The sequence below is a fragment of the Pseudonocardia nigra genome (assembly GCF_019396355.1).
Classification (GTDB): Bacteria; Actinomycetota; Actinomycetes; order Mycobacteriales; family Pseudonocardiaceae; genus Pseudonocardia; species Pseudonocardia nigra.
This window is the reverse complement of the sequence record NZ_JAHKRK010000048.1, coordinates 1-25481: the sequence shown is the minus strand read 5'-3', so window position 1 is coordinate 25481 and position 25481 is coordinate 1. Positions and strand designations below refer to the sequence as shown.

General features: G+C 74.4%; 22 protein-coding genes and 2 pseudogenes. 12 read left to right on the top strand and 12 right to left on the bottom strand.

The annotated features are described in order from the left end of the window. The first annotated feature begins 14 nt into the window (after nt 1-14). Both KME75_RS14830 and KME75_RS14825 read left to right on the top strand, forming a co-directional pair. Nucleotides 15-365, top strand: coding sequence for a BlaI/MecI/CopY family transcriptional regulator (locus tag KME75_RS14830; protein WP_219415224.1), 351 nt, complete (start codon nt 15-17; stop codon nt 363-365). Between the two features lie 19 nt (nt 366-384). Next, nucleotides 385-1290 carry a M56 family metallopeptidase gene (locus KME75_RS14825; RefSeq protein ID WP_219415223.1) on the top strand — a complete coding sequence of 302 codons (906 nt, stop codon included), beginning with the start codon at nt 385-387 and terminating at the stop codon, nt 1288-1290. 7 nt (nt 1291-1297) lie between these two features. On the opposite strand, the pseudogene KME75_RS14820 reads toward KME75_RS14825, so the two are convergent. After that, nucleotides 1298-2333 (bottom strand): annotated as a pseudogene (locus tag KME75_RS14820) (fatty acid desaturase family protein). Nucleotides 2334-2518: 185 nt separating this feature from the next. Between KME75_RS14820 and KME75_RS14815 the strand changes: the two are divergent. Beyond that, on the top strand, nt 2519-3370 hold the full coding sequence (locus tag KME75_RS14815) for an FAD:protein FMN transferase (protein ID WP_219415222.1): 852 nt from the start codon (nt 2519-2521) through the stop codon (nt 3368-3370). Between the two features lie 69 nt (nt 3371-3439). Here KME75_RS14815 and KME75_RS14810 read toward each other — a convergent pair whose 3' ends face one another. Continuing rightward, complete coding sequence (locus tag KME75_RS14810; protein ID WP_219415221.1) at nt 3440-4774, bottom strand: MFS transporter; 1335 nt, start codon at nt 4772-4774, stop codon at nt 3440-3442. Between the two features lie 48 nt (nt 4775-4822). Beyond that, nucleotides 4823-5863: a zinc-binding dehydrogenase gene (locus KME75_RS14805; RefSeq protein WP_219415219.1), complete on the bottom strand. Its 1041-nt coding sequence runs from the start codon at nt 5861-5863 to the stop codon at nt 4823-4825. Between the two features lie 176 nt (nt 5864-6039). Here KME75_RS14805 and KME75_RS14800 point away from each other — a divergent pair, with 176 nt between their 5' ends. Further along, entirely contained in the window at nt 6040-7374 is a 1335-nt protein-coding gene (locus tag KME75_RS14800; protein WP_219415217.1) for an ATP-binding protein, read from the top strand. Continuing rightward, nucleotides 7367-9316 carry a vWA domain-containing protein gene (locus KME75_RS14795; protein ID WP_219415216.1) on the top strand — a complete coding sequence of 650 codons (1950 nt, stop codon included), beginning with the start codon at nt 7367-7369 and terminating at the stop codon, nt 9314-9316. The genes KME75_RS14800 and KME75_RS14795 overlap by 8 nt, the downstream gene beginning before the upstream one ends. Nucleotides 9317-9411: 95 nt before the next feature. Here the strand turns inward: KME75_RS14795 and KME75_RS14790 are convergent, their stop codons facing one another. Genes KME75_RS14790 through KME75_RS14775 form a run of 4 tightly spaced genes read right to left on the bottom strand, consistent with a single transcriptional unit; the run spans nt 9412 to nt 13266 of the window. Continuing rightward, complete coding sequence (locus tag KME75_RS14790) at nt 9412-10047, bottom strand: TetR/AcrR family transcriptional regulator (protein ID WP_219415214.1); 636 nt, start codon at nt 10045-10047, stop codon at nt 9412-9414. A gap of 59 nt (nt 10048-10106) precedes the next feature. Continuing rightward, nucleotides 10107-11285, bottom strand: a complete 1179-nt coding sequence (locus KME75_RS14785) for an N-acetylglucosamine-6-phosphate deacetylase (RefSeq protein ID WP_308282786.1) — start codon at nt 11283-11285, stop codon at nt 10107-10109. Beyond that, nucleotides 11282-12304: an SIS domain-containing protein gene (locus KME75_RS14780; protein WP_219415252.1), complete on the bottom strand. Its 1023-nt coding sequence runs from the start codon at nt 12302-12304 to the stop codon at nt 11282-11284. The genes KME75_RS14785 and KME75_RS14780 overlap by 4 nt, the downstream gene beginning before the upstream one ends. A gap of 32 nt (nt 12305-12336) precedes the next feature. After that, on the bottom strand, nt 12337-13266 hold the full coding sequence (locus tag KME75_RS14775) for an N-acetylglucosamine kinase (protein ID WP_219415213.1): 930 nt from the start codon (nt 13264-13266) through the stop codon (nt 12337-12339). Nucleotides 13267-13369: 103 nt separating this feature from the next. Between KME75_RS14775 and KME75_RS14770 the strand changes: the two genes are divergently transcribed. Together KME75_RS14770 and mshC are read left to right on the top strand one after the other, a co-directional pair. Next, nucleotides 13370-13537, top strand: coding sequence for a hypothetical protein (locus tag KME75_RS14770; RefSeq protein WP_219415211.1), 168 nt, complete (start codon nt 13370-13372; stop codon nt 13535-13537). Between the two features lie 71 nt (nt 13538-13608). Further along, on the top strand, nt 13609-14853 hold the full coding sequence (gene mshC / locus KME75_RS14765) for a cysteine--1-D-myo-inosityl 2-amino-2-deoxy-alpha-D-glucopyranoside ligase (RefSeq protein ID WP_219415208.1): 1245 nt from the start codon (nt 13609-13611) through the stop codon (nt 14851-14853). A gap of 6 nt (nt 14854-14859) precedes the next feature. On the opposite strand, the gene KME75_RS14760 is transcribed toward mshC, so the two are convergent. Together KME75_RS14760 and KME75_RS14755 are read right to left on the bottom strand one after the other, a co-directional pair. Next, on the bottom strand, nt 14860-15690 hold the full coding sequence (locus KME75_RS14760) for a trypsin-like serine peptidase (protein ID WP_246632116.1): 831 nt from the start codon (nt 15688-15690) through the stop codon (nt 14860-14862). Between the two features lie 77 nt (nt 15691-15767). Further along, nucleotides 15768-15923, bottom strand: a complete 156-nt coding sequence (locus tag KME75_RS14755; protein ID WP_219415207.1) for a hypothetical protein — start codon at nt 15921-15923, stop codon at nt 15768-15770. Nucleotides 15924-15984: 61 nt separating this feature from the next. Between KME75_RS14755 and KME75_RS14750 the strand changes: the two genes are divergently transcribed. Further along, nucleotides 15985-16383 (top strand): hypothetical protein, encoded by a 399-nt coding sequence (locus KME75_RS14750; RefSeq protein ID WP_219415206.1) that lies wholly within the window; start codon nt 15985-15987, stop codon nt 16381-16383. 52 nt (nt 16384-16435) lie between these two features. Here KME75_RS14750 and KME75_RS14745 read toward each other — a convergent pair whose 3' ends face one another. Continuing rightward, nucleotides 16436-17590: an MFS transporter gene (locus tag KME75_RS14745; protein WP_219415205.1), complete on the bottom strand. Its 1155-nt coding sequence runs from the start codon at nt 17588-17590 to the stop codon at nt 16436-16438. Nucleotides 17591-17605: 15 nt separating this feature from the next. Then, nucleotides 17606-18487 (bottom strand): PAC2 family protein, encoded by an 882-nt coding sequence (locus KME75_RS14740; protein WP_219415204.1) that lies wholly within the window; start codon nt 18485-18487, stop codon nt 17606-17608. Between the two features lie 84 nt (nt 18488-18571). On the opposite strand from KME75_RS14740, the gene metH reads away from it, so the two are divergent. From metH to hisG, 4 genes are all read left to right on the top strand, one after another. Beyond that, a complete protein-coding gene (gene metH / locus KME75_RS14735) occupies nt 18572-22138 on the top strand; it encodes a methionine synthase (RefSeq protein ID WP_219415249.1) in 3567 nt (1188 codons plus the stop codon). Nucleotides 22139-22205: 67 nt separating this feature from the next. Further along, complete coding sequence (locus tag KME75_RS14730) at nt 22206-22859, top strand: HAD family hydrolase (RefSeq protein ID WP_246632118.1); 654 nt, start codon at nt 22206-22208, stop codon at nt 22857-22859. A 175-nt stretch (nt 22860-23034) separates the two neighbouring features. Next, nucleotides 23035-23298 (top strand): phosphoribosyl-ATP diphosphatase, encoded by a 264-nt coding sequence (locus KME75_RS14725; protein ID WP_219415246.1) that lies wholly within the window; start codon nt 23035-23037, stop codon nt 23296-23298. A gap of 32 nt (nt 23299-23330) precedes the next feature. Continuing rightward, nucleotides 23331-24239, top strand: a complete 909-nt coding sequence (hisG, locus tag KME75_RS14720) for an ATP phosphoribosyltransferase (protein WP_219415200.1) — start codon at nt 23331-23333, stop codon at nt 24237-24239. Between the two features lie 8 nt (nt 24240-24247). Here the strand turns inward: hisG and KME75_RS14715 are convergent. Further along, a pseudogene (locus KME75_RS14715) lies at nt 24248-25052 on the bottom strand (thioesterase family protein). Nucleotides 25053-25481 lie beyond the last annotated feature (429 nt).

The following is a 25481-nucleotide window of genomic DNA, read 5'->3' as shown; positions in this document are numbered from 1 at the left end:
CTACCTCCAGTAGAATGGGTTCCGTGCCGACATTGGGTGAGCTCGAACGCGCCGTGATGGAAACTCTCTGGTCGGCTGCCGCGCCCGTCACCGCCCGCGACGTGCAGGACGCCCTCGCCAACCGCGACCTCGCCACCACCACAGTGCTCACCGTGCTCGGGCGCCTCGAGCGCAAGGGCCTCGTCACCCGCGAGCGCGAGGGGCGGGCCCACCGCTACCGGTCGGTGGCGAGCCGCGAGGACCACGTCGCCGAGCTGATGCGCGACGCGCTCGACGCGGCGCCGGACCGGGGCGCGGCACTGGCCCGGTTCCTCGGTTCGATCCCGGCGGACGAGCGCGCCGCCCTCCGCGACCTGCTCGACTGACGCAGGCGCCGGCCTAACCGTGGAGCTGACCGCGCTCGGCCTGCTCGTGCTCGGCCTGTTGCTGGCCGAGCCGGTCAGCCGGGCACTGTCCGCGGCGCACTGGCCCGCCCGCGACCCGGTCGGCGCGCTGCTGTTCTGGCAGGCCGTCGGTCTCGCGGGCGGGCTCGCGCTGCTCGGCTCCGGCGTGGTCTACGGTCTGGCGCCGCTCGGCCCGACGCTGTCGGACGCCGTCCCGAACGCGGTGGACGCGCTGGCCGAGGGCGAGCTGGGCCTGCGGCTCGGCCTCACCCACGTGCTCGCGCTGCTCGCGGCGCTGGCGCTCGCGCTGCGGCTCGTCGGCGTGCTGGTGGCGGTGACCGTGCGGACGCTGCGGGCCCGGCGCCGCCACCGGGACCTGCTCGACCTGCTCGGCACCCCGTGGCCCGCGGCGCCCGGGGCGCGGGTGCTCGACCACCCGGTGCCGGTGGCGTACTGCCTGCCCGGGCTGCGGTCGCGGCTGGTGCTGTCCGCGGGGGTCCTCGACGCGCTGGACCCGCCCGGGGTGCGGGCCGTCCTCGCCCACGAACGCACCCACCTGCGGGAGCGCCACGACCTGGTGGTGCTCCCGTTCGTCGCGTGGGGGGCGACGGCGCCGTTCGTGCGCGGCATGGTGTGCGCGCAGCTCGCGGTCGCGGCGCTGATCGAGATGCGGGCCGACGACGTCGCCGCCTCCCGGGTGGAGCCGGCCCAGCTCACCGGGGCGCTGCGGGCGATGGGTGGGGCGGCCCCGGCAGCGGCGCTGAGCTCGTTCACCGACGCGCTCGACCGGCGCCTGCACCGGATCGCCGCGCCGCCGCCGCCCCTGCCGCTCGGCGTGCGGGTGTTCGTCCGGCTGGCCGCGCTGGCGCTCGTCGCGGTGCCCACCGCGGCGCTGCTGCTGAGCTGAGCAGCGGTCACGCGCGCGTCCGCAGCGGGGCGCTGGCCCGGCGCAGCTGACCCAGCGACTCCGCCCACGACCGCACCAGCCCGGTCTCGTGGTAGGGCACCCCGATCTCCGCGCAGTACTCGCGCACGATCGCGCGCGCTCGGCGCACGTGCGGCGTCGGCATGCTCGGGAACAGGTGGTGTTCGATCTGGTGGTTCAGCCCGCCCATCGCCACGTGCAGCAGACCGTCGGTGAGTCGGCCGCCGCCCACGGGAAGTGAGCACCTGCTTGCGCAGGAAGTCGAGCTTCTCCTGCGGCATCGCCATCCCCTTGTGGTTGGGTGCGAAGATCGAGCCGAGGTAGACGCCGAACAGGCCCTGGTGGATCGCGAAGAACGCCAGCGCGAGCCCCGGCGGCAGCACGAGGAACAGCGCGGCGAGGTAGCCGACGGCGTGCGCGGCGAGCAGTGCGAACTCCGGCCACCGCAGCCGCACCCGGGCGCCGCGCTCTCCCATGAGGCCCTGCACGCTGGACTTGCGCAGGTCGAGGCCGGCGAGGGTGAGCAGTGGGAAGAACAGCAGGGCCTGGTGGCGGTTGACGAACCGGGTGACCCCGCGGCTCGCGGAAGCCTGCTCGGGCGTCCAGACGAGCGCGCCGGGGTCGACGTCCGGGTCGAGCCCCTCGTGGTTGGGGTTGGCGTGGTGGCGGGTGTGCTTGTCCTGCCACCACCCGTAGGACATGCCGATGCCGAGGTTGCCCATGATCCGGCCGGCGAGCTCGGACGCGCGCCTGCCGCGGAACACCTGGCGGTGGGCGATGTCGTGCGCGAGCAACGCGATCTGTCCGTAGGCGACGGCGGCGAGGGCGGCAACGAGCAGCTGCCACGGCGAGTTCCCCAGCAGGACGAACGCCGCGATCAGCGCGGCCACGCCGGCGCCGACGAGCGTGCAGCGGACCGTGTAGTAGAGGGGTGCGCGGCCCATGAGCCCGGCGTCCGCGACGCGCCGGGACAGGCGGGCGAAGTCGCTGCCCGCCCGCTGCGCTGTGGTGTCGGTGATCGTCATGGTGATCAGCCTTCGCCGGAGGGGCCGCCGTCGTGAGCCGGTGCGCCCCCCGGCACCAGGTGGGGCGCACCCCCGCCGCGACCTGGGGAGGTCCTTCTTCAGCGTCGTCCCGTCTTCAGCGTCATCACAGCGACGTCATGCCAAGGTGACGCGCCCGTGACCCGAGATCCCGGAGGCGCTCGACGATGACCGTCCCGCTGCACACCGGCGATCGCACCGTGACGGTCTGCTCCGAGTGGTCGGTCTGGGACACCCGCTGTCGTCTGGTGGTGACCGATCCGTGGGCCATGCACCGGGCCCGCCGGGTGCTCGAGGAGCAGCTCACGGCGGTGGATCGGGTGGTGAACCCGCGCCGGGCGGGATCGGTGGCGCGGCGGCTGCGCCGGGACGGCTCGGCGGTGCCGGTCGGCGTGCTGCTGGCCGAGCTGCTGGGCAGGCGCCCGACGGTCCGCACGGCCGAACCCGCGCCGTTCCCCTACGGGCTCGCGGCGGTCCCCGACGGGGTCGACGTGCACCATCCCGCGCTCGAGCCCTGGCAGCTGGCGTTGGACGCCCGCGACGGGCTGCACCTCGAGCCGGGGCCCTCGCCGCGGGCATGGACGGCGCAGCGGTGCGCGGAGCTCGTGGCCGAGGCCACCTCCTGCGGCGTGCTCGTCGCGGTGGGCGGCGATGTCGCGACCTCCGGCCTGGCCCCGGTGGGCGGGTGGCGCGTGCAGCTGCGGGACGCGCCTGCCGGCCCGGCCACCGTCGTCGCCGTCGACGGCGGGGCGATCTCGCAGATCACCACGGTGCGGGTGGGGCGTGGCCGCTCGGAGCTGCACCGGGTCGTCGTCCCGGCGACCGGCCGCACCGTCGTGCCGGAGTGGCGGTCGGTCGCCGTGGCGGCGGCCGACGGCCCGGCCGCGAGCGCGGCGTGCCGGGGGGCACTGCTGCGCGGCACGGGAGCCGCGGGCTGGCTGGCCGATCTCGGGCTGCCCGCGCGGCTCGTGGACCGCGCGGGTGAGGTGCATGCCGTGGGCCGCTGGCCGGTCGACTGAGCGGATCCTGCGGAGCGATCGGGCGGCGCTGAGCGGATCCTGCGCAGCGATCGGGCGGCGGCGCTGGGCCTATGCCGGGGCGACCTCCCGGTCGGGTCCGCCGGCGAGCAGCGCCACCAGCCCGGCCACGGGGAGCACCACGAGCAGGCAGAACGCGGCGGGGATCCCGACGACGGTGGCGAGCCCGCCGACGAGGGCCGCGCCGACGCTCGCGCCGGTGAGGAACACGAGCGTGGCGATGCCGAGCGCCACGCCGCGCTGCCCGACGGGCACGGCCCTGCTGACCGAGGAGATCATCGCGGGCTGCCCGGTGCCGAACGCGACGGTGACGAGCGCGACGGCGAGCGCGAGCAGGACCGGGGACGCGAATGCCCCGCCCGCGGCCGCCACGAGCAGCGCGACCACGGCCGTGGGGCAGGCCAGCGCGATGCAGCGGCGGGAGCCGAACCGCGTCAGCAGCGTGCGGGAGATCGACGGCGACACGAGGCCGACCGCCGCCGCCGGGACGAGCAGGAGGCCGGTCGCGAGCGGCGTCCAGCCCCACGAGGCCGCGGCGAGCGGCACCCCCAGCAGCAGCGCGAACCAGCTCGCCGGCACCGCGGCCGTCGCGAAGGCGCTGCGCAGCACGGTGGTGTTGGTGACGATGTCGCGGGGCAGGAACCCGTGCGGGCGGGCCCGGACGCGCAGCGCGAGCAGCGGTGCGCCCACGACGAGCAGCACCGCCCCGACGGTCCCGGCCACGGCCCCGGCCGACGGCGACTGGAGGAGCAGCACCAGCCCGGAGGCGGCGAGCGCGACGAGCACGGCGCCGATCCGGTCGATCCGCTCGCCGGTCCCGCCCGCGGGGGCCGCCCGCCACAGCGGGGGGATCGCGAGCGCGCCGATCACCGGTAGCGCCACCGCCCAGCGCCAGCCCCCGACCGCCTCGAGCGCGCCGCCGAGCAGCGGCCCGAGCGCGCTGAGGATGGCCGACACGCCCGCCACGCGGCCCAGCGCGGCCCCCTGGGTCGGCCCCGACCACCGCACGCTGATCAGCGCCGTGGCCAGCACCGGGATCGTGGCGGCCCCGGCGCCCTGCACGACGCGCGCGACCATGAGGACGGTGAAGTTCGGGGCGAGCGCGGCGACCAGCGCCCCCACGGACATCGCCCCGATACCGAGGCACAGCGGCAGCCGGATGCCGAGCATGTCGGCCAGCCGCCCGTGCGTGGGCGTGGCGACCGCGAGCGCCACGGCGTAGCCGCTGACCATCCACGCCGCCGTCGCCGCGCTGATCCCCAGATCCCCGGCGAGCTCGGGCAGCGCGACGGTGACCGCGGACGTCGAGGTGCCCGCGAGACCGAACAGGAGACCGAGGAGGACGGCGGAACGACCGGGGGATACCACGTGTCCGGGCAACACCATGATCGCTGCTCCTATTCCCTCGGCACGATGGTCGCTCCGCGGCTCCGCTCAGCGCCGAGGGGGAGTGGCAGCAAGGTGGCAATGCTGCCACTGGACGGCAGTACTGCCACCTTGCTGGCGTCGGGAACGCGCGCTGCTCAGGGGGCCAGCACCACCTTTCCCGTCGTGCGGCGCGACACGAGCGCACGGTGGGCCTCCGCGGCGTCGGCGAGCGGGAACGGCGGGTGGACCAGCGGCACCAGCCGGCCGGCGGCCGCCTCGGCGAGCGAACTGCGTCTCCAGCCTGCGCAGCCCGCCGTAGCGCTTCATCATGCGCGGCCCGGCGACCCAGACGACCGACAGGCTGCCCGCGGCGATGTCCGCGCTGGTGAACTCGGTGACCGACCCGGAGGTCCAGCCGAACATGACGATCCGCCCGGCCACGTCGAGCATCTCCAGACCGGCCCGGCCGACCTCGCCGCCGACACCGTCCAGCAGCACGGTGGGCCTACGGCCGTCCAGCGCCGTGAGCACGCGCTCCGGCCAGCCCGGCTCCCGGTAGTCGACGGCGACGTCCGCGCCGAGGGCGCGGACGCGCTCCACCTTCTCCCGCCCACCGGCCAATCCCACGGCGACGGCGCCGGCGTTGTGCGCCGCCTGCACGAACAGCGAGCCCAGACCACCCGCCGCGGCGGGGACGAGCACCACGTCGCCCTCCTCGACCGCGGCGGCGTCGAGGATGCCGACCGCCGTGCGGCCCGTCCCGATCATTGCGACGGCCGCCTCCGGCCCGAGGCCGTCGGGGATCGCGTGCAGTGCCGCCACCGGTGCCACCGCCAGCGCCGCGTACCCGCCGCCGGCCATGCCGAGGTGCGCCACAACCGAGCGGCCGACCCAGGAGCCGTCGACGTCGGCCCCGACGGCCGCGACGACGCCCGCCACCTCCCGGCCCGGCGTCATCGGCAGCGCCGGCAGCGGGAACGGCCCGCCCGAGGTGCCCGACCGGATCACGGTGTCGAGCAGGTGGACGCCCGCGGCCGCGACCTCGATCAGTACCTCGCCCGCCCCGGGTCTGCCGGGGCAGTGGCAGCGAGGTGGCCATACTGTCACCGGACGGCAGCATCGCCACCTTGCTGCCGCCGAAGCTGCCGTCGAAAGTGCGGGGGCGGCGGCCGTGTTGCGGGCGTAACGTTGATTACGTGCACAGTGATGATGTTCGCTCCGCTGGCGCTCCGCTCGGCGATCTTCCCCGCACCCTCGGCGCGCTCCGCGCGTCCGGCCATGAAATGCGTGGTGTCAAGGACGAGATCCGCCACAACCTGCTCACCGCGCTCCGGGAGGGGCGCGACGCCTGGCCCGGCATCGTCGGGTTCGAGTCCACCGTGCTCCCGCAGCTGGAGCGCGCCCTGATCGCCGGGCACGACGTCGTCCTGCTCGGCGAGCGCGGCCAGGGCAAGACCCGCCTGCTGCGCTCGATCGTCAACCTGCTCGACGAGTGGACGCCCGTGATCGAGGGCTCCGAGCTCGGCGAGCACCCGTACGCCCCGATCACGCCGGGCGCTCGCCGGCGGGCGGCGGAGCTGGGCGACGACCTGCCGGTCGCCTGGCGCCACCGCGACGAGCGCTACACCGAGAAGCTCGCCACCCCCGACACCGCCGTCGCCGACCTCATCGGCGACGTCGACCCCGTCAAGGTCGCCGAGGGCCGCTCGCTGGGCGACCCGGAGACCATCCACTACGGCCTGGTGCCGCGCGCCCACCGCGGCATCGTCACGATCAACGAGCTGCCCGACCTGGCCGAGCGCATCCAGGTGGCGCTGCTCAACGTGATGGAGGAGCGCGACATCCAGGTGCGCGGCTACACGCTGCGGCTTCCGCTGGACGTGCTGCTGGTCGCGTCGGCCAACCCCGAGGACTACACCAACCGCGGGCGCATCATCACCCCGCTCAAGGACCGCTTCGGCGCCGAGGTCCGCACGCACTACCCCCTCGAACTGGCCGACGAGATCGCGCTGGTCCGGCAGGAGGCGGCGCTCGTCGCGGACGTGCCGCGGCACCTGGTGGAGGTCGTCGCCCGGTTCACCCGCTCGCTGCGCGAGTCCAGCGCCGTCGATCAGGGCTCCGGCGTGTCGGCGCGGTTCGCCGTGGCCGCCGCCGAGACCGTGGCCGCCGCCGCCCTGCGCCGGGCCGCGATCACCGGTGAGGAGCGGCCGGTCGCACGCCCGGTCGACCTGGAGTCGGTGCCGGCGGTGCTGCGCGGCAAGCTGGAGTTCGCCTCCGGCGAGGAGGGCCGCGAGAGCGAGCACCTGGAGCACCTGCTGCGCCGGGCCACCGCCGACACCGCCCGGTTCCGGCTGCGCGGGATCGACCTCGACCCGCTCGCCGAGGCCGTCGCGGGCTCCCCGGTGCGCACGGGGGAGCGGGTGCCCGCCGCGGAGGTGGTGGCGGCGCTGCCGGCCGTCGACGCACTCACCGAGATCGCCAAGCGCCTCGACGCGGGCGGCACCGAGGACCCCGGCCCGATGGCCAGCGCCGCCGAGCTGGCCCTGGAGCTGCTGTTCCTCACCCGGCGGCTCGCCAAGGACGAGTCCGACGACGGCGACACGGTGAGCTATGGCTAGACGCGCACGCAAGTACGCCTACGGCCCGTACACCGACGGACCGGACCCGCTCGCCCCGCCCGTCGACCTCCGCGCGGCCCTGGACGAGATCGGCCGCGACGTCATGGAGGGCGCGTCGCCGCGCTCGGCGCTGCAGGAGCTCCTGCGCCGCGGTACGCAGGATCGGCGAGGGCTCGACGAGCTCACGCGCGAGGTGTGGCAGCGCCGCAGCAGGCTGCAGCGGGAGAACCGGCTCGACGGCACGCTGCAGGAGGTCCGCGAGCTGTTGCAGCGTGCCCTGGACGCCGAGCGCGACGTCCTGGCGCGCCAGGACACCGACGATGCCCGGTTCCGGGAGATGACCCTCGACGCGCTGCCCTCCGACACCGGCGGCGCGGTGCGGGAGCTCGACTCCTACGACTGGCAGTCCTCCGATGCGCGCGAGGCCTACGAGGAGATCCGCGACCTGCTCGGCCGGGAGATGCTCGACCAGCGCTTCGCCGGCATGAAGCAGGCGATGGAGAATGCCACGCCCGAGGACGTCGAGCGCATCCGGGAGATGCTCGACGACTTGAACAACCTGCTCGCGAACCACGCGGCCGGGCAGGACACCACCGAGCAGTTCCAGCAGTTCATGCAGCGGCACGGCGAGTTCTTCCCGGAGGACCCGCAGAGCACCGAGGAGCTGGTGGACCTGCTCGCGCAGCGGGCGGCCGCGGCCCAGCGGATGCTCAACTCGATGACGCCCGAGCAGCGCGCCGAGCTGATGGAGCTGTCGCAGCAGGCGTTCGGCGACCCGCGGCTCGCGCAGGCGCTCGCGCAGCTGGACGCGCAGCTGCAAGGGCTGCGGCCCGGCGAGGACTGGGAGGGGCAGGGGCGCTTCCGCGGCGACAACCCGCTCGGCATGGGCAAGGCGACGCGGGCGATGGAGCAGCTCGGGCAGCTCGACGCCCTGGCCGAACAGCTGTCGCAGAGCTACCCGGGCGCGCGGATGGAGGACATCGACCTCGACGCGCTCGGCGAGCACCTGGGCGACCAGGCGCGCGTCGACGCCCGGGCGCTCGCCGAGCTGGAGCGCGAGCTGCAGCGCCAGGGCCTGTTCGAGCGGGCGCCGGACGGGTCGCTGCAGCTGTCGCCGAAGGCGCTGCGGCGGCTGGGGGAGTCGGCCCTGCGTGACGTCGTCGACAGGATCGGGGCCCGCCGCGGCGAACGGGAGGACCGGCGCTCGGGCGCGGCGGGCGAGGCCACCGGCGCCACCCGGCCGTGGGCGTTCGGTGACACCGAGTCCTGGAGCGTGCCGCGCACCCTGCTCAACGCGCAGCTGCGCCGGGCAGGCGGCGACGACCGGCGGCTCGACGTCACCGACGTGGAGATCGTCGAGACCGAGCAGCGGTCCCGGGCGGCGGTGGCGCTGTGCGTCGACACGTCGTGGTCGATGGTGCAGGACGGGCGCTGGGTGCCGATGAAGCGCACAGCGCTGGCGCTGCACCAGCTGATCTCCACCCGGTTCCGGGGCGACGACCTGAAGCTGATCACGTTCGGCCGGCACGCGCGGTCGGTGGAGCTGGGCGAGCTGGTCGGCCTGGAGGGGGCGTGGGAGCAGGGCACCAACCTGCACCACGCGCTGCTGCTGGCCGGGGAGCACCTGCGCCGCAACCCGGACGCCCAGCCGGTCGTCCTGGTGGTCACCGACGGTGAGCCCACCGCGCACCTGGAGCCCGACGGGGAGGCGGTGTTCGACTGGCCGCCGAGCCGGGAGACGCTGCGGGCCACGATCGGAGAGCTGGACCGGGTCACGGCGTTGCGGCCGTCGATCACGTTCTTCATGCTCGGCGACGACCCGCGGCTCGCGGTGTTCGTCGACGACGTTGCCCGGCGTTGCGGCGGCCGCGTGGTCGCCCCGACGCTCGACGGATTGGGCGCCGAGGTGGTGGCCGACTACCTGCGCACCCGCCGCCGCTGACCACCCCGCGAGTCGGCACGATCTGGCGGGTGAGTCGCGACGTTCCGGCGCCGGTTCGTCGCCACTCGGCCGCCGGTCTGTGCCGACTCGCGGGGTCAGCGCACGGCGTACTCGCCCAGGGCGGGTTCGAGCAGGTCGTACACGCGGCGCGCGGAGGCGGTCACGGCCGCGGCGATCGCCTTGCCGGCCTGTCCGCCGAGGGTGCGGCGCACCACCTCACCGAACAGCACCCGGTCCGCGGCGCCGAGCTGGGCGGCGACGGCGCGGGGGGTGACGTCGTCGGGTTCCGCGTCGGTCTCGGCGGCCAGGACGTCGGCGAGGGCCGCCTCGCGCAGCTCGTGCAGCTCGCGCAGCCGTGCGGTGAGCGTGGGGCTCTCGGTGATCATGTGGGCGAACGCCCGCCCGGAGAACCCGATGACGGGGTCGTGCCGCTGCGCGGCGGCGAGGAAGGCGGCCCGGAGCGCGGCCAGCGCCGACTCGCCTGCCCCGCGCCCCGCCACCGTCCGGGCGAGTCCGGCCGTGAACTCCTCGTGCCGGTCGAAGGCGAGGTCCTCCTTGCGCGCGAAGTAGTTGGTGACGGTCTTCTTCGCGACGCGGGCGGCGGCGGCGATGTCGGCGATGGTCGTGTCCTCGAACCCGCGCTCGAGGAACAGGTGGGTGGCCCGGTCGGAGATCAGCTGTCGGGTCTCCTGCTTCTTGAGCTCGCGCAGCCCCGGGGTCTCGGTGGTCACCTCCCCAGGCTCCCATATCCCGGAGCGAAAGTTACCTCCGGAGTAAATTTCTCCGCGCGTCACCGCACCTCGGCGAGGGCGAGCCGCTCGCCCGCCCGGTAGACGTCGCGGACCAGCAGGTCGGCGTCGAGCACCACGAGGTCGGCCCGGCGGCCCGGCGCGATCTCGCCGACGTCGGCGAGCCCGAGCGCGCGGGCGGGCGCCGTGGCGGTCATCGCCACCGCACGCAGCAGCGCTTCGTCGCGGGGGAGCGCGGCGTGCCGCACGATGTTGGCGAACAGGGCGTCCGTGGTGGCGGTGCTGCCCGCGATCGGGCCGCCCTCCGCGCTGCCGTCGGCCACCCGGGCCACGCGGTCGGTGACGGTGACACCGAGTGCGCCCAGCCGGTACTCGCCGTCGGGCATGCCCGCGGCCGCCATCGCGTCGGTCACCGCCGCCACGCGCTCGCCGTCGGTGCTGCGCAGCACGTGGTCCCACAGCGCCGGGTGGACGTGCAGCCCGTCGGTCACCAGCTCCACGGTGACCCGCGCGTCCTCCAGCAGCGCCACCGCGGGTCCCGGCTCGCGGTGGTGCACCGGGGCCATCGCGTTGAACAGGTGCGTGCCGACGCGCGCCCCCGCCGCGATCGCCGCCCGCGTGAGCGCGTAGCTGGCGTCGGTGTGGCCGAGCGCGGCGATCGCGCCCGCGCCGACGATCCGCCACACCGCGTCCAGGCCGCCGGCGCGCTCCGGCGCGAGCGTCACCATCCGCACTGCACCGCCGCCGGCGGCGAGGAGCTTGTCGAGCTCCGCGGGGTCGGGGTCGCGCAGCTGTCCGGGGTCGTGGGCCCCGCAGCGGGCCGTGGCGAGCCAGGGGCCCTCGAGGTGGACGCCCGCGAGCTCGCCGTCGGTGACGAGGTCGGCGAGCGCGTCGACGGCCCGCAGCAGCTCCGTGGGGCCGGCCGCGACGAGGCTCGCGACCAACGTGGTGCTGCCGTGGGCGCGGTGGAACCGCACGGCCCGCAGGGCCTCCTGCGGGTCGCCGTCGGGGAACGCCGCCCCCGCGCCGCCGTGCACGTGCATGTCGACGAACCCCGGGACGAGCACGGCGTCGCCGAGGTCGGCGTCGGCGGGCCGGGGTGGCTCGCCGGTACCGACGGCCGCGATGCGCTCGCCCGCGACCTCGACCCAGCCCGGTCCGGCCCGCCCGTCCGCGACGACGGTGCCGGCCCGCAGCAGCGTGGACCGCCCGCTCGTCACAGCGTCTCCGTGATCTTGCTCAGGCCTCGCGGGGCGTCCGGGTCGCCGCCGCGGCCGACCGCGAGGTGCAGCGCGAGCAGCTGGAACGGGACGATCTCCAGCAGCGGGGACAGCACCTCGGGGGCGCCGGCGGGCAGCGTGAACCCGGTGGCGGCGGCCTCGACGGCCGCGGGGTGGCCCACGCAGCAGACGTCGGCCGAGCGCTCGGCCAGGCGGGGCAGCACGTCGCGCATCGCGGTGCCGCCGACGCCCTCGGCGACCACGGCGAACACCGGAACCTGCGGGTCGACCAGCGCGAGCGGGCCGTGCAGCAGGTCGGCGCCGGAGAACGCCTGCGCCGAGACGTAGGAGGTCTCCATCAGCTTCAGCGCCGCCTCGCGGGCCGTGGGATAGGAGTAGCCGCGCGCGGTGGTGAGCATCCGCTGGGCGAACCGGTAGCGCTGGGCGAGCGCGGCGATCTCCGCGTCGCGGGCCAGCAGCGCATCGCCCAGGTCGGGCAGCGCGGCGGCGACCGAGGTGTCGGCGCCGCGCACCCGCTCGAGCAGCAGGTACAGCGCCAGCAGCTGGGCGGTGTAGGACTTGGTGGCCGCGACCGACCGCTCGGGTCCGGCGAGCACGTCCACGTGCGCGTGGGCGGCGGCGGCGAGCGGCGACCCCGCGCTGTTGGTGACCGCGACGGTGAGCGCGCCCTGGGCGCGGGCGACCTCGAGCGTGCGGACCAGGTCGGGGGACCCGCCGGACTGGCTGATGCCGATCATGAGCACGTCCCGCAGGTCCGGGCGTGCACCGTAGGCGGTCATCGTCGAGGGCGAGACCAGCCCGGCGGGCAGGCCGTGCCGGATCTCCACGAGGTACTTCGCGTAGAGGGCGGCGTGGTCGCTGGTGCCGCGGGCGACGAAGAGCACGGTGCGGGGGGCGCGGCTGCGGATCAGGTCCGCGGCGGCGTCGATCCCGGCGGCGTCGATCCCGGCGAGCAGGCGCCTCCACGCGGCGGGCTGTTCGGCGATCTCGGCCGCCATCAGGTGGCCGGGACGATGCGGTGCCACGGTGGTCACGTCAGCTCCTTCGAAGCGAAGCTCGCGGAGCGAGCGTCGGTGCTGTGCGGGTGGGGAGGGCGAGTCGCGGCCGCGAGCCGCACGGCGCCCGTGACGGGGGCATCGGTGAGCACGCGCACCTCGGTGCCGGGAAGCCGCTCGCGAATCGCGCGCTGCAGCAGCGGTTCGTGGACGGCGAAGCCGCCGGCGAGCACGACGGGGCCCGGCCGGTCGAGCCGGTCGAGCACGCGGCGGGCGAGCGCGGCGAGCGCGTCGGCGGCCCGGCCGAGGATCGCGCAGGCGGCCCCGTCGCCGCGGGCGGCGAGTGCGGTGACGACGCCGGCCCGCTCGGCCCAGTACCGCCGGTCCTGGGTGGTGTACACGTGGTCGATCAGCTGCTCGGGCCCGGTCAGGCCGCAGCGCTCGAGCAGCGCGGCGGTGAGCGCATCGACGGGCGCGCAGGCGTCCATCCGGTCCAGCGCGTGCCGCACGACGTCGAGCGCGACCTGGTAGCCACTGCCCTCGTCGCCGAGCAGGTGTCCCCAGCCGCCCGCCCGGGCATCGGTGCGGTCGGCGCGCGCGCCCCAGGCAACCGAACCGGTGCCGGCGATGACCGCGACGCCGGCGTCCAGCCCGGCCGCGGCGAGGACCAGCCGGGCGTCGTGCACGATCCGGACGGTCGCGCCGGGCACGCGCTCGCCGAGCAGGCGCATCAGCATGCCGACCGACTCGGCCCCGTCGGCGCCCGCCGCTCCCGCGCAGATCGCGCTCACCCCGTCGGTGCCGAGGGCGGTCAGGACGGCGTCGAGCTGGCGCCCCGCCTCGGCGGCGCCGACGGAGGCGATGTTCGCGCTCCCGGCGACGGCCTCGGCCACGGCCACCCCGTCCTCGGAGCGGATGCCGTGGGTCTTGGAGCCGCCGATGTCGAGCCCGATGACGGTCAGCACGCGTCTCCTCGCTCAGCTAGATGTTTGGTCTAGACGACTTGACTCAGGTTGTCAGACCGCGATCGTGGGAGCAAGGGGGCGTGCCGCGGGCCATGCTGGAGGCATGGAGACCTGTCAGCTGTGCGGTGCGGTGCGCGACCCGGCCGAGCCCACGGCGCTGGCGTGGGCGTGCGAGCGCGACCGGGACGGGTGGGCGCGCTGGCTGTGCCCGGAGTGCGCCCGGCGCCACGTCCGTGACATCGAGGCGAAGCTTCCGCGCGAGTGGTGGTGAGCCCGGGGGGTGACGTGGGTGACGCCCGCGCTGGTCGGGTGGGTCGGACCGGGCCGCGTAAGTTGGACGCCATGCAGACCTGGGCATCCGTCGACGTCCCGCGGCTCCCCGGTGGCGGCCCGCCACTGCGCCTGTACGACACCGCCACCGCCCGGGTCCGCCCGACGGCGCCGGGCGCCACGGCGTCGATGTACGTCTGCGGGATCACCCCCTACGACGCCACCCATCTCGGGCACGCGGCGACGTACCTGGCCTTCGACCTGGTCAACCGGGTCTGGCGCGACCTCGGGCACGACGTGCACTACGTCCAGAACGTCACCGACATCGACGACCCGCTGCTGGAGCGCGCGGCCCGCGACCAGGACGACTGGGTCGTGCTGGGCATGCGCGAGACCGCCCTGTTCCGGGAGGACATGGAGGCGCTGCGGGTGCTCCCGCCGCGGCACTTCATCGGGGCCGTCGAGGCGATGGGGGAGATCGCCGAGCTGGTCGGCAAGCTGCTCGCCGGGGGTGCGGCGTACCGGATCGACGACCCGGAGTTCCCGGACGTCTACTTCGACTGCGCCGCCACCGGCCACTTCGGCTACGAGTCGAACTACGACGCGCAGACGATGATCCAGCTGTCCCGCGAGCGCGGCGGCGACCCGGACCGGCCCGGTAAGCGTCACCCCGCCGACGCCCTGCTGTGGCGGATGGCGCGCGACGGGGAGCCCTCTTGGGAGTCGGACCTCGGTGCGGGCCGCCCCGGCTGGCACGTGGAGTGCGCGGCGATCGCCCTCAACCGGCTGGGCACGCAGATCGACCTCAACGGCGGCGGCTCCGACCTGATCTTCCCGCACCACGAGTTCGGTGCGGCGCACGCCGAGGCGTTCACCGGCATGCACCCGTTCGCCCGGCACTACACGCACACCGGGATGATCGGGCTGGACGGGGAGAAGATGTCCAAGTCCAAGGGCAACCTCGTGTTCGTCTCCAAGCTGCGCGCCGAGCGCGTCGACCCGGACGCGATCCGGCTGGCGCTGCTCGCCGGCCACTACCGCACCGACCGGGCCTGGACCGACGCGCTGCTCACCGAGGCCCGGGGCAGGCGCGCCCGGTGGCGCGAGGCCGTGGCCCTGGCCGCCGCCCCCGCCGCCGACGACCTCGTGGCGCGGCTGCGCACGCATCTCGCCGACGATCTCGACAGCCCTGCCGCGCTCGCCGCCGTCGACGGGTGGGCCGCGCAGGCGCTGGAGCGCCGCGGCGGCGACGCCAACGCCCCGGCGCTGGTCCGGGACGCCGTCGACGCGCTGCTCGGGGTGCGGCTGGGGAGCTGACCCCGGTTACAGGATCGGGTCGAACGGCTCCGTGCCGAGCTCGAGCGTGAGGGTGCCGAGCCCGCCGTGCTCGTTGGCGTAGGCGAGCTCGCGGGACAGGTCCGACACCCCGTTGCTGCCGGCGAGCGGCGCGAGCTGCACCGTGCTGAGCGTGCCGAGCGCCTCGCCGGTGGACGAGAGGACGGCGCTGCCCGAGTCGCCCGGGATGCCGGGGCTGACCGTGTAGATGTCGTGGGTCCAGCCGTCACCGGCGGTGCCGACGCTGGTACCGGCTTTCGGGCTCAGCGGCTCGAGCCCCAGGCGCAGCGACGAGTTGCCGTAGCTGTAGACGCGCTCGCCGACGGTGGTGCCGTCGTCGTCCAGCCCCACCGGCCCGCCGAAGAACGGCACGGTCGGGTTCACGGCGGCGACGTCGGCGGGGTCGATCCGCACCAGTGCGAAGTCGTTGTAGGCGCAGGCGTTCTCGTCGGTCTCGCCGTTCGCCTGCATCGCGAGCCACGAGCTGTAGGCCAGCACGCCCGGCCGGCTCGCGCCCTCGATCTCCACCTCGGTGCCCAGTGGCAGGGAGCCGGCGTCGCAGCCGTCGGTCTCCGTGGCCGTCCCCGTGCCCGCGCAGTGCGCCGCCTGCCCGATGAACACGTCGTCGCCGCTGGTGAAGACGAAGTTGGCCGTGCACTGGGCGCCGTCGGTGTAGGTCATCACCCCGGGGTGGACGGTGGCCTCGTCGGCCGGGGCGAACTCCGGTGCGGCGAGAGCGGGGGCAGGCGCGGCGACGGCCGTCGCCACCACCACCGCCGCGACCACCCCTCCGGAGCCGAGCAGCGACCGACAGCGCATGGTTCCTCCTGGGATCACTCGATCAGGTGGAATCCTTCCTACTTGTCGGTAACCGCGCACGCGATAGGCCGAACGGGTCAGTCCGGCGGCTCCGGCGCGACGGTGTCCGGATCGACGTCCTCGTTGTCCGGGACCACGCGCCGGTCCCCGGTCTCCACGGGAACGTCCAGGTCCAGCTCGGGGGTGCCGGGCGGACGGGGCGCTTCCGGGTCGGGCTGCTGTGGTTCCGTCATGCCGGTGGGCTACCCGTTCTGGTTGGGTGGGGCACATGGCCGGGACGGCGGTGAGAGTTCGATGATCACGGTGGAGCTGGCGTTGCGGCTGCGTCGCGCGGGCCTGGAGTGGAACCCGGCGTCCGGGGACCGGTTCGTCATCCCGGGCCGCGGGATGGACGCCGACGTGTTCGTGGTGAGCGAGCTGACCATCGACGTGCACGAGGCCCCCACCGGCCCGCTGCTGCGGTTCAACGGCACCACCGAGTGGGCCCTCGACAGCGTCGAGCAGGACGCCGTGGTGTGGCTCCCGTCGGAGGGGCAGCTGCGCGACGCACTCGGCCCGCGGTTCCAGGCGCTGGAACCGGTGGGCGACGGCTTCGCGGTGGTGATCGAGCGCAACGGCGGCACCGAGCGGCACGTCGACGTGGACGCCGAACGGGCCTACGCCCGAGCCCTGCTCGCGGTCCTCGCGGGGTGACGATCGGTACTCCTCGATCGCCCGCGGTCGGACGCGTTGCGCGGTGCGGGGCCTATCGCTTGGCACCCGCCGGTCGGCCGCCGCCTGTCCCCCGCGGCAGCGCCGCCGGCACGGCCACGGCCAACAGCACGGCGGGCAGGAGGAACCCGGCCAGCGGCTCGGCGTGGTAGATCGGCGTGACCACCACGGGGCTCGCCGCTCCGCCCCCGAACCGCACGGCCTGCACCACCGACATCGCGCCGCCGCGGTTCGCCGTGCCCGACCCCAGCACCATCGCGTTGACGCCCACGAGCACGAGCTGCGTGGCGACCCCGCCGAGCGTCCACACCGCGGCCACCAGCCAGACGGTGGGCGCGAGCCCCACCCCGACGACCACGAGCACGCCCAGCCCGCTGCCGAGCAGGACGCTGCGCCGGGGGCCGATCCGGTCGACGCCGCCGCCGACGAGCCGGGCGGTGAGCAGCCCCGCCACCCCGAGCCCGGTGAGCACGAGCCCGCGGGCGCCCGCACCGACGCCGAACTCCTCCTCCAGTCGCAGCGCGACCAGGAAGTTCAGCCCGGCGAGGCAGCCCCAGCCGATCGCGGCCACCAGCCCGGCCCGCAGCACCGCGGGACGCCACGCGCTGCGCAGCGCGGGCCGGGCGGCCCCCGCCGCCCTGTCGTCGGCCGGGATCCCGATCGCCACCAGCACCACGGCCACGGCCGCGACGCCGGCGAACGCGAGCCGCCAGTCCACCTCGGCGGCGAACCCGCCCAGCAGCGGGGCCGAGGTCTGCCCGGCCGCCTGCAGCGACCCGAACCAACCCAGCGCCCGGCCCAGCCTCCCGACGGGCACCGCGGCGGCCAGCGCGGACAGCAGCAGGGGAGTGATGAACGCGTTGGCCGCACCCTGCAGCGCCCTCGCGGCGAGGAACAGCGGCAGCGTCGTCGCGAACGCGCACGCCACCGACGTGACCACGTAGCCGACGTAGGCGATCGTGACCGTGCGCCGCCTGCCCCAGCGTTCACCGAGCGTGCCGGACACGAGCATGACGGCGGCGAACGGCAGCAGGTAGGCCGTGACCGACAGCGACGCCGTGGCCGCGGAGACCCCGAACGAGGCGCCGAGCTCGGGCAGCATCGCGACGGTGATCCCGCCGCCGAAGGGGCCGAGGAACGCCCCGGCGTAGAGCCCGCCGCGCGCGAGACCGCCGCGTCCGCCTGCCACGCAGGTCTTACCCGCTCAGCTGCCCGTACCCCCGGTGCCGCGGCGGCGCAGGTAGCGCTCGAAGTCGGCGGCGATGGCGTCGCCGTCGGCCTCGGGGACGTCGGCTGCGGCCTCGGCCTGCTCCTCGAGCTGGCGCACGTACTCGCGCACCTCGTCGTCGGCGTCGGCCATCTCCGAGACCGTGCGCTCCCACTCCTCCGCGCGCTCGGGCAGCCCGCCGAGCGGCACCTCGACGTCGAGCACCTCCTCGACCCGGTGCAGCAGTGCCACGGCCGCCTTGGGCACCGGCGCCTGCGAGACGTAGTGCGGAACCTCGGCCCAGAACGACATCGCGGGCACGCCGGCCTCCACGCACGCCTGCTGGAACACCCCGACGATCCCGGTGGCACCCTGGTACGACGTCGGCTCGACGCGCATCTTGCCGGCGGACGCCTTGTCGTAGGAGGCGCCCTTCACCGGAGTGGGCCGGGTGTGCGGGATGTCGGTGAGCAGCGCCCCCAGCGTGATGACCTTCGTCACGCCGAGCGTGTCGATGTAGTCCAGCAGCTCCGCGCAGAAGGTCCGCCAGCGCAGGTTCGGCTCGATGCCGTTGAGCAGCACGACGTGCCGCTCGGTGCCCGGCAGGGTCGCGACCGACAGCCGCGTGGTCTGCCACTCGACCTTGCGCGTGACGCCGTCGGTGAGCCGCACGTGCGGCCGCGTGACCTGGAAGTCGTAGTACTCCTCGGGATCGATCGCGAGAAGCGGCTCCGCGTCCCAGCTCAGCTCGAGATGCTCCAATGCCGTGCTGGCGGCCTCCCCGGCGTCGTTCCACCCCTCGAACGCGGCGATCATCACCGGGTCGACGAGGCGGGGCAGGTCGGTCTCCGCTCCGGGTTCCGGCTGGCGATCGGTCATCGGTCCAGCCTACGGCCGCGGGCCATCGCGCGACGGGCCACACCCCGGGGCGACTACCGTATCGGTGTGCCATCCCAACGCGATATGCAGCCGCATGCGTTCGACACCACCTTCCTGGACACGCTCGACCAGCGCGTGGTGCTCGCCGACGGAGCGATGGGCACCATGCTCCAGGCCGCCGAGCTGACCCTGGACGACTTCGCCGGGCTCGAGGGCTGCAACGAGATCCTGAACGACACGCGCCCCGACGTGCTCCGCCGCATCCACGCCGCGTACTTCGAGGCGGGCGCCGACGCCGTCGAGACCAACACCTTCGGGGCGAACCTGCCCAACCTCGCCGAGTACGACATCGCCGACCGGATCCGCGAGCTCGCCGAGAAGGGCGCGCAGCTCGCCCGTGGCGTCGCCGACGAGATGGCCACGCCCGACCGTCCGCGCTACGTGCTGGGCTCCGTCGGTCCCGGCACCAAGCTGCCGACGCTGGGCCACGACACGTTCGCCCGGCTGCGCGACGCCTACACCGAGTGCGGCCGCGGCCTGCTCGCGGGCGGCGCCGACGCGCTGATCGTCGAGACCTGCCAGGACCTGCTGCAGGTCAAGGCCGCCGTGCTCGGGCTGAAGCGGGCGATGGAGGTCGAGGGCCGCCGGATCCCGCTGATCACGCAGGTCACGGTGGAGACCACCGGCACCATGCTGCTGGGCAGCGAGATCGGCGCCGCCCTCACCGCGATCGAGCCGCTCGGCGTCGACCTCATCGGCCTCAACTGCGCCACCGGGCCCGCCGAGATGAGCGAGCACCTGCGCACGCTGTCCAAGCACGCGCGCATCCCGCTGTCGGTGATGCCCAACGCCGGCCTGCCGCAGCTCGGCCCGAACGGCGCCGAGTACCCGCTCACCCCCGACGAGCTGGCGGAGGCGCTCCGCACGTTCGTGCGCGACTACGGGCTGCGGCTCGTGGGCGGCTGCTGCGGCACCACGCCGGAGCACATCCGCGTCGTCGCCGACGCCGTGCGGGACCTGGAGCCCGCCGACCGCGCCCCGCGCCCCGAGCCGGGCGTCAGCTCCCTGTACTCGGCCGTGCCGTTCCGCCAGGACACCTCGGTGCTCATGGTCGGGGAGCGCACCAACGCGAACGGGTCCAAGAAGTTCCGCGAGGCGATGCTCGCCGAGGACTGGGAGGCCTGCGTCGCGATCGCCCGCGACCAGACGCGCGACGGCGCGCACCTCATCGACCTCTGCGTCGACTACGTCGGCCGCGACGGCGTCGCCGACATGGCCGAGCTCGCCGGGCGGCTCGCCACGGCGTCCACGCTGCCGGTCATGCTCGACTCCACCGAGCCCGAGGTGCTGCGGGCCGGCCTGGAGCGCCTCGGCGGCCGCTGCATCGTCAACTCGGTGAACTACGAGGACGGCGACGGGCCCGGCTCGCGGTTCCAGCGCGCGATGGAGCTGGTCCGCGAGCACGGCTGCGCCGTCGTCGCCCTGTGTATCGACGAGGAGGGCCAGGCCCGCACCGCCGAGTGGAAGGTCCGGGTGGCCGAGCGGCTCATCCGCGACCTCACCGAGAACCACGGCATGCGCGTGTCCGACATCGTCGTCGACACCCTCACCTTCCCGATCACCACCGGGCAGGAGGAGGTGCGCCGTGACGGGTGCGAGACGATCGAGGCGATCCGCGAGCTCAAGCGCCGCCACCCCGAGGTGCAGACCACCCTCGGTGTCTCCAACGTCTCCTTCGGGCTCAACGCCGCGGCCCGCCAGGTGCTCAACTCGGTGTTCCTGCACGAGGCCGTGAACGCCGGGCTGGACACCGCGATCGTGTCGGCCGCGAAGATCATTCCGATGTCCAAGATCCCCGACGAGCAGCGGTCGGTGGCGCTCGACCTGGTCTACGACCGCCGCCGCGAGGGGTACGACCCGCTCAACCGCTTCATGGAGCTGTTCGAGGGGGTCACGGCGTCGTCGGCCAAGGCGGGCCGCGCCGAGGAGCTGGCCGCGCTGCCGCTGTTCGAGCGGCTGGAGCGGCGGATCGTCGACGGCGAGCGGAACGGGCTGGAGGCCGACCTCGACGAGGCGTTGCAGTCCCGGCCCGCCCTGGAGATCATCAACGACACGCTGCTGTCGGGCATGAAGACCGTTGGTGAGCTGTTCGGCTCCGGCCAGATGCAGCTGCCGTTCGTGCTCGCCTCCGCCGAGGTGATGAAGACCGCGGTGGCCCACCTCGAGCCGCACATGGAGAAGACCGAGGACGACCAGGGCAAGGGCACGATCGTGCTCGCCACGGTCAAGGGCGACGTCCACGACATCGGCAAGAACCTCGTTGACATCATCCTCACCAACAACGGCTACACGGTCGTCAACCTCGGCATCAAGCAGCCGATCTCCACGATCCTGTCGGCCGCGCAGGAGCACCGCGCCGACGCCGTCGGCATGTCCGGGCTGCTGGTCAAGTCCACGGTGATCATGAAGGAGAACCTCGAGGAGATGAACTCCCGGGGCGTGGCCACGGCGCTGCCGGTGCTGCTCGGCGGCGCCGCGCTCACCCGCTCCTACGTGGAGAACGACCTCGCGGAGGTCTACGTGGGCCGGGTGTCCTACGCCCGCGACGCGTTCGAGGGTCTGCGGCTGATGGACGCCACGATGGCACGCGCCCGTGGGATCGCGCCCGCCGTCGATCCCGAGGAGGAGGCGAAGAAGGCCGAGCGCAAGGCCCGCCACGAGCGGTCGCAGCGGGTCGCGGCCAAGCGGAAGGCTGCGGAGGCCGAGGCGGCGGGCCCGCGCCCGGAGCGTTCGGACGTCACGCTCGACAACCCGCTGCCCACCCCGCCGTTCTGGGGCACCCGCGTGGTGAAGGGCGTCGCGCTGGCCGAGTACTCCGGCATGGTCGACGAGCGCGCGCTGTTCCTGGGCCAGTGGGGGCTGCGCGGCGCCAAGGGCGGGTCGGGCCCGAGCTACGAGGAGCTCGTGGAGACCGAGGGACGCCCGCGGCTGCGGTACTGGCTGGAGCGGCTGGCCACCGAGGGCGTGCTCGCGCACGCCGCCGTCATCTACGGGTACTTCCCGGCGGTGTCCGAGCGCGACGACCTCATCGTCCTGGACGAACCCGAGGCCGACGCGCCGGAGCGGTTCCGCTTCACGTTCCCGCGCCAGCGCCGCGACCGGCACCTGTGCCTGGCCGACTTCTGGCGTCCGCGCCCGACCGCCCTGGAGCACGGCGAGGTGGACGTGCTGCCGCTGCACCTGGTGACGATGGGGCAGCCGATCGCCGACTACGCCAACGAGCTGTTCGCCAAGGACGCCTACCGCGACTACCTCGAGGTGCACGGCCTGGGCGTGCAGCTCACCGAGGCGCTCGCCGAGTACTGGCACCGGCGGATCCGCGAGGAGCTGACGTTCCCGTCCGGCGTCGCCGTCGCCGCCGAGGACCCGGGAGGAGTCGAGGAGTTCTTCAAGCTCGGGTACCGGGGGGCGCGCTACTCCCTCGGCTACGGCGCCTGCCCCAACCTCGAGGACCGCACGAAGATCGTCGAGCTGCTGGAGCCCGGCCGGATCGGGGTGGAGCTGTCCGAGGAGCTGCAGCTGCATCCCGAGCAGTCCACCGATGCCCTGGTCGCGCACCACCCGGAGGCGAAGTACTTCAATGCAGGATGACCTCGTGAGGGGAAACCGTCGTCCCGGCGACGTTCTGCACTCACGGCCGGCTGCCGTCCTGTGGGACATGGACGGCACGCTCGTCGACTCCGAGAAGGTCTGGACCGTGTCGCTGCAGGACACCGCGGCGTGGCTGGGCGGGGAGCTCAGCGCGGCGGCGCGGGAGGACATGGTGGGCTCGAACATGGCCCGCACGCTGCGGATCATGTTCGACGACCTCGGCCTCGAGCGCGACCCGGCCCGGGTGGCCGCGGCCGAACAGTGGATGACGGCCCGCACCGGCGAGCTGTTCGCCGCGGGCCTGGAGTGGCGGCCGGGGGCGCTCGAGGCGCTGCGGGTGGTCCGCGCGGCGGGGTGGCCCACGGCGCTGGTCACCAACACCCTGCGGTCGCTCACCGAGATGGCGCTGGAGGGCATCGGCCGCGAGCACTTCACGGTCACGGTGTGCGGCGACGAGGTGCCGCGCGGCAAGCCGGACCCCGACCCGTACCTGCGGGCCGCGGAGCTGCTCGGCGTCGCGGTCGAGGACTGCCTGGCGGTGGAGGACTCGCCGACGGGGTCGCTCGCCGCCGAGCGGGCCGGGGCCGCCGTGCTCGTCGTGCCGTGCGAGGTGCCGGTCCCGCTCGGGCCGGGCCGGGTCCATCGCGACTCGCTCGTCGGCCTGACCGCCGACGAGGTGCATGGCGCTCACGTACAGGCACGGAGTGATCGCGCAGCGTAGCCGCTCGTCCCGGCAGACGGTCCGTTCGCCGAAACACCGGCGCGGCGCGCACCATCGGTGGTGGACGGCCGTTGCACCACCCGGCGCATGTCGGGAACCGGGCGCAGCACCAGGCCGTGGCCGGTGCCTTCGCCCCATGACAGAAGATGACACTGGTGACGTGAAGGGGAGACCTGTGAAGACCTTCGAGGAGCTGTTCGCCGAGCTGGCGGACAAGGCGGCCACCCGGCCGGCCGGGTCGGGCACGGTCGCCGCGCTCGACGCCGGTGTGCACGCGCAGGGCAAGAAGCTGCTCGAGGAGGCCGGCGAGGTGTGGCTGGCCGCCGAGCACGAGGCCGACGACGCGCTGGCCGAGGAGATCTCCCAGCTGCTCTACCGCATCCAGGTCCTCATGATCGGGCGCAAGATCTCGCTCGAGGACGTCTACAAGTACCTGTGACCCGCCGAAACGGCACTACCGAGGAGAGCACCATGCTCCGCGTCGCACTCCCGAACAAGGGGACGCTGGCCGAGCCGGCCGCCATGATGATGCGGGAGGCGGGGTACCGGCAGCGGTCGGACCCGCGCGACCTCAGCATGATGGACGAGGAGAACGCGATCGAGTTCTTCTACCTGCGGCCCAAGGACATCGCCACCTACGTGGGGTCGGGCGACCTCCACCTGGGCATCACCGGCGCCGACCTGATGGACGAGTCGGGCAGCCAGGTGAAGCGGGTCATCGAGCTCGGGTTCGGGCAGTCGAAGTTCCGGTTCGCGGCCCCGGAGCGCAACCCCGAGGACCGCGACTGGAAGCTCGAGGACCTCGAGGGCAAGAAGATCGCCACCTCCTACCCGCGGCTGGTGCGCGCGCACCTGGCCCGCAACCGCGTGCGCGCCGACATCATCAAGCTCGACGGCGCCGTCGAGATCTCGGTGCAGCTCGGGCTGGCCGACGCGATCGCCGACGTGGTCTCCTCCGGGCGCACGCTGCGCCAGCACGGGCTGAAGGCGTTCGGCGACCCCATCGCGGAGTCCGAGGCCACCCTCATCGAGCGGGAACCGCGCCCGGACCGGCCTGAGACCGAGGAGGCGAAGGCCGCCAAGCGGGTGTTCACCAACCGCCTGCAGGGCGTGGTCTACGCGCGGCAGTACCTGATGCTCGACTACGACTGCCCGAACGACGTGCTCGACGAGGCCAAGCGGATCACCCCCGGCATGCAGGCGCCCACCGTGGCGCCGCTGTCGCAGCCGGGCTGGTCGGGCGTGCGTTCGATGGTCCGCAGGCAGCGGGCCAACAAGGTGATGGACGACCTCGCCGCCCTCGGCGTCCGCGCGATCCTGACCTCGGAGATCCGCTCCTGCCGGGCCGTCGACCTCGGCGACGACCTGGGCCCCCGGTAGCAGTTCTCCTAGCGGGGGCGCACCACGAGGGCCTGCGTGCTGCGCCCGGTGTGTCCCCGCCTGTCGAACAGCAGCCCGGACACCGTGCCGAGCCCGTCGGGGCCCACCACGGTCTGCGCGTCCACACCCATCCACTCGCCCACCGGCGCGCGGTGCACGTGGATGGTCAGCTCGGTGTTGACGAAGAGCCACTCGCGCAGGTCCAGCGGGGCACCGACACCGTTGGCGGAGTCGGCCACCACGGCGAGCCGCTGCAGCGGGCTGGGCTCCTCGCCCTCCACCAGCGGCACCCGCAGCCGCGCCCACGGCCGTGCCCGGCCCCTGCTCGCCGAGCCAGCCGCGCACCCACCGCCATTCCAGGGCGTCGAGGAACCCCGGCAGCCACCCCGTCGGGCGCTCCGGGCGGGCCTGCGCCTCCTGCGGCGGGGGCAGCGGCGCGACCTCCCCGACGGCGACGGCGGCGGTGTCGCCGACGGCCAGCCGCCACGCCCGCGCCCGCAGCACCGCCCGCCCACCCGCGGACATCTCGGCGGCGAGCAGCTCGACGGACCGGCCCGGCCGCTCCACCGCGGCGGACACCTGCACCTCCCCGGCCGGGACGGGCCCGAGCACCTCCACCGTGACCCGGGCCAGCTGCGTGCCGGGCCACGGACCGCACCGCTCCAGCGCCCGCACCAGCAGCGCCGACGGCGGCCCGACGTGCTGGGCGTCGGCGAACCACGGCCCGGTGGTGGACGCGGTCGCATGGAACTTCAGTCCGTCGGGGCCGTCGAGCGGGCGGTAGAAGGGTTCGAGGGGGAGCGCTTCGGTCACGCCGCCGATCGTGCCCGATCCCGCCGGCCGCCCCGCACCCCCGCCCCGGGCGCGGTTCGGATGATCGCCGCAAGACTGCAGTTGTTGCGGTGCCGGGTGCGGAAACTGCGCGCTCGCGGTGATCTTGGCGTTCGCCGGGGTCGGTGATCGTCGTGAGTTCGCCGTCGTTGCGGTTCCCGCTGCGATAAGTGCAGTCTCGTGGCGATCATGCTGCCGCTCGGCCGATGATCGTCGTGAGGTTGCGGTTGTTGCGGTGTGGGGTGCGGAAACAGCGCGCTCGCGGCGATCTCGGCGTAGATGATCGCCGTGAGATCGCCGTAGCTGCGGTCCCCGCTGCGATAAGTGCACTTTCACGGCGATCATCCACGCCCGGCCGAACCCTCACCCCCGGCTCCCCGGCTCCCCGGCTCCCCGGCCCCCCGGCCCCCC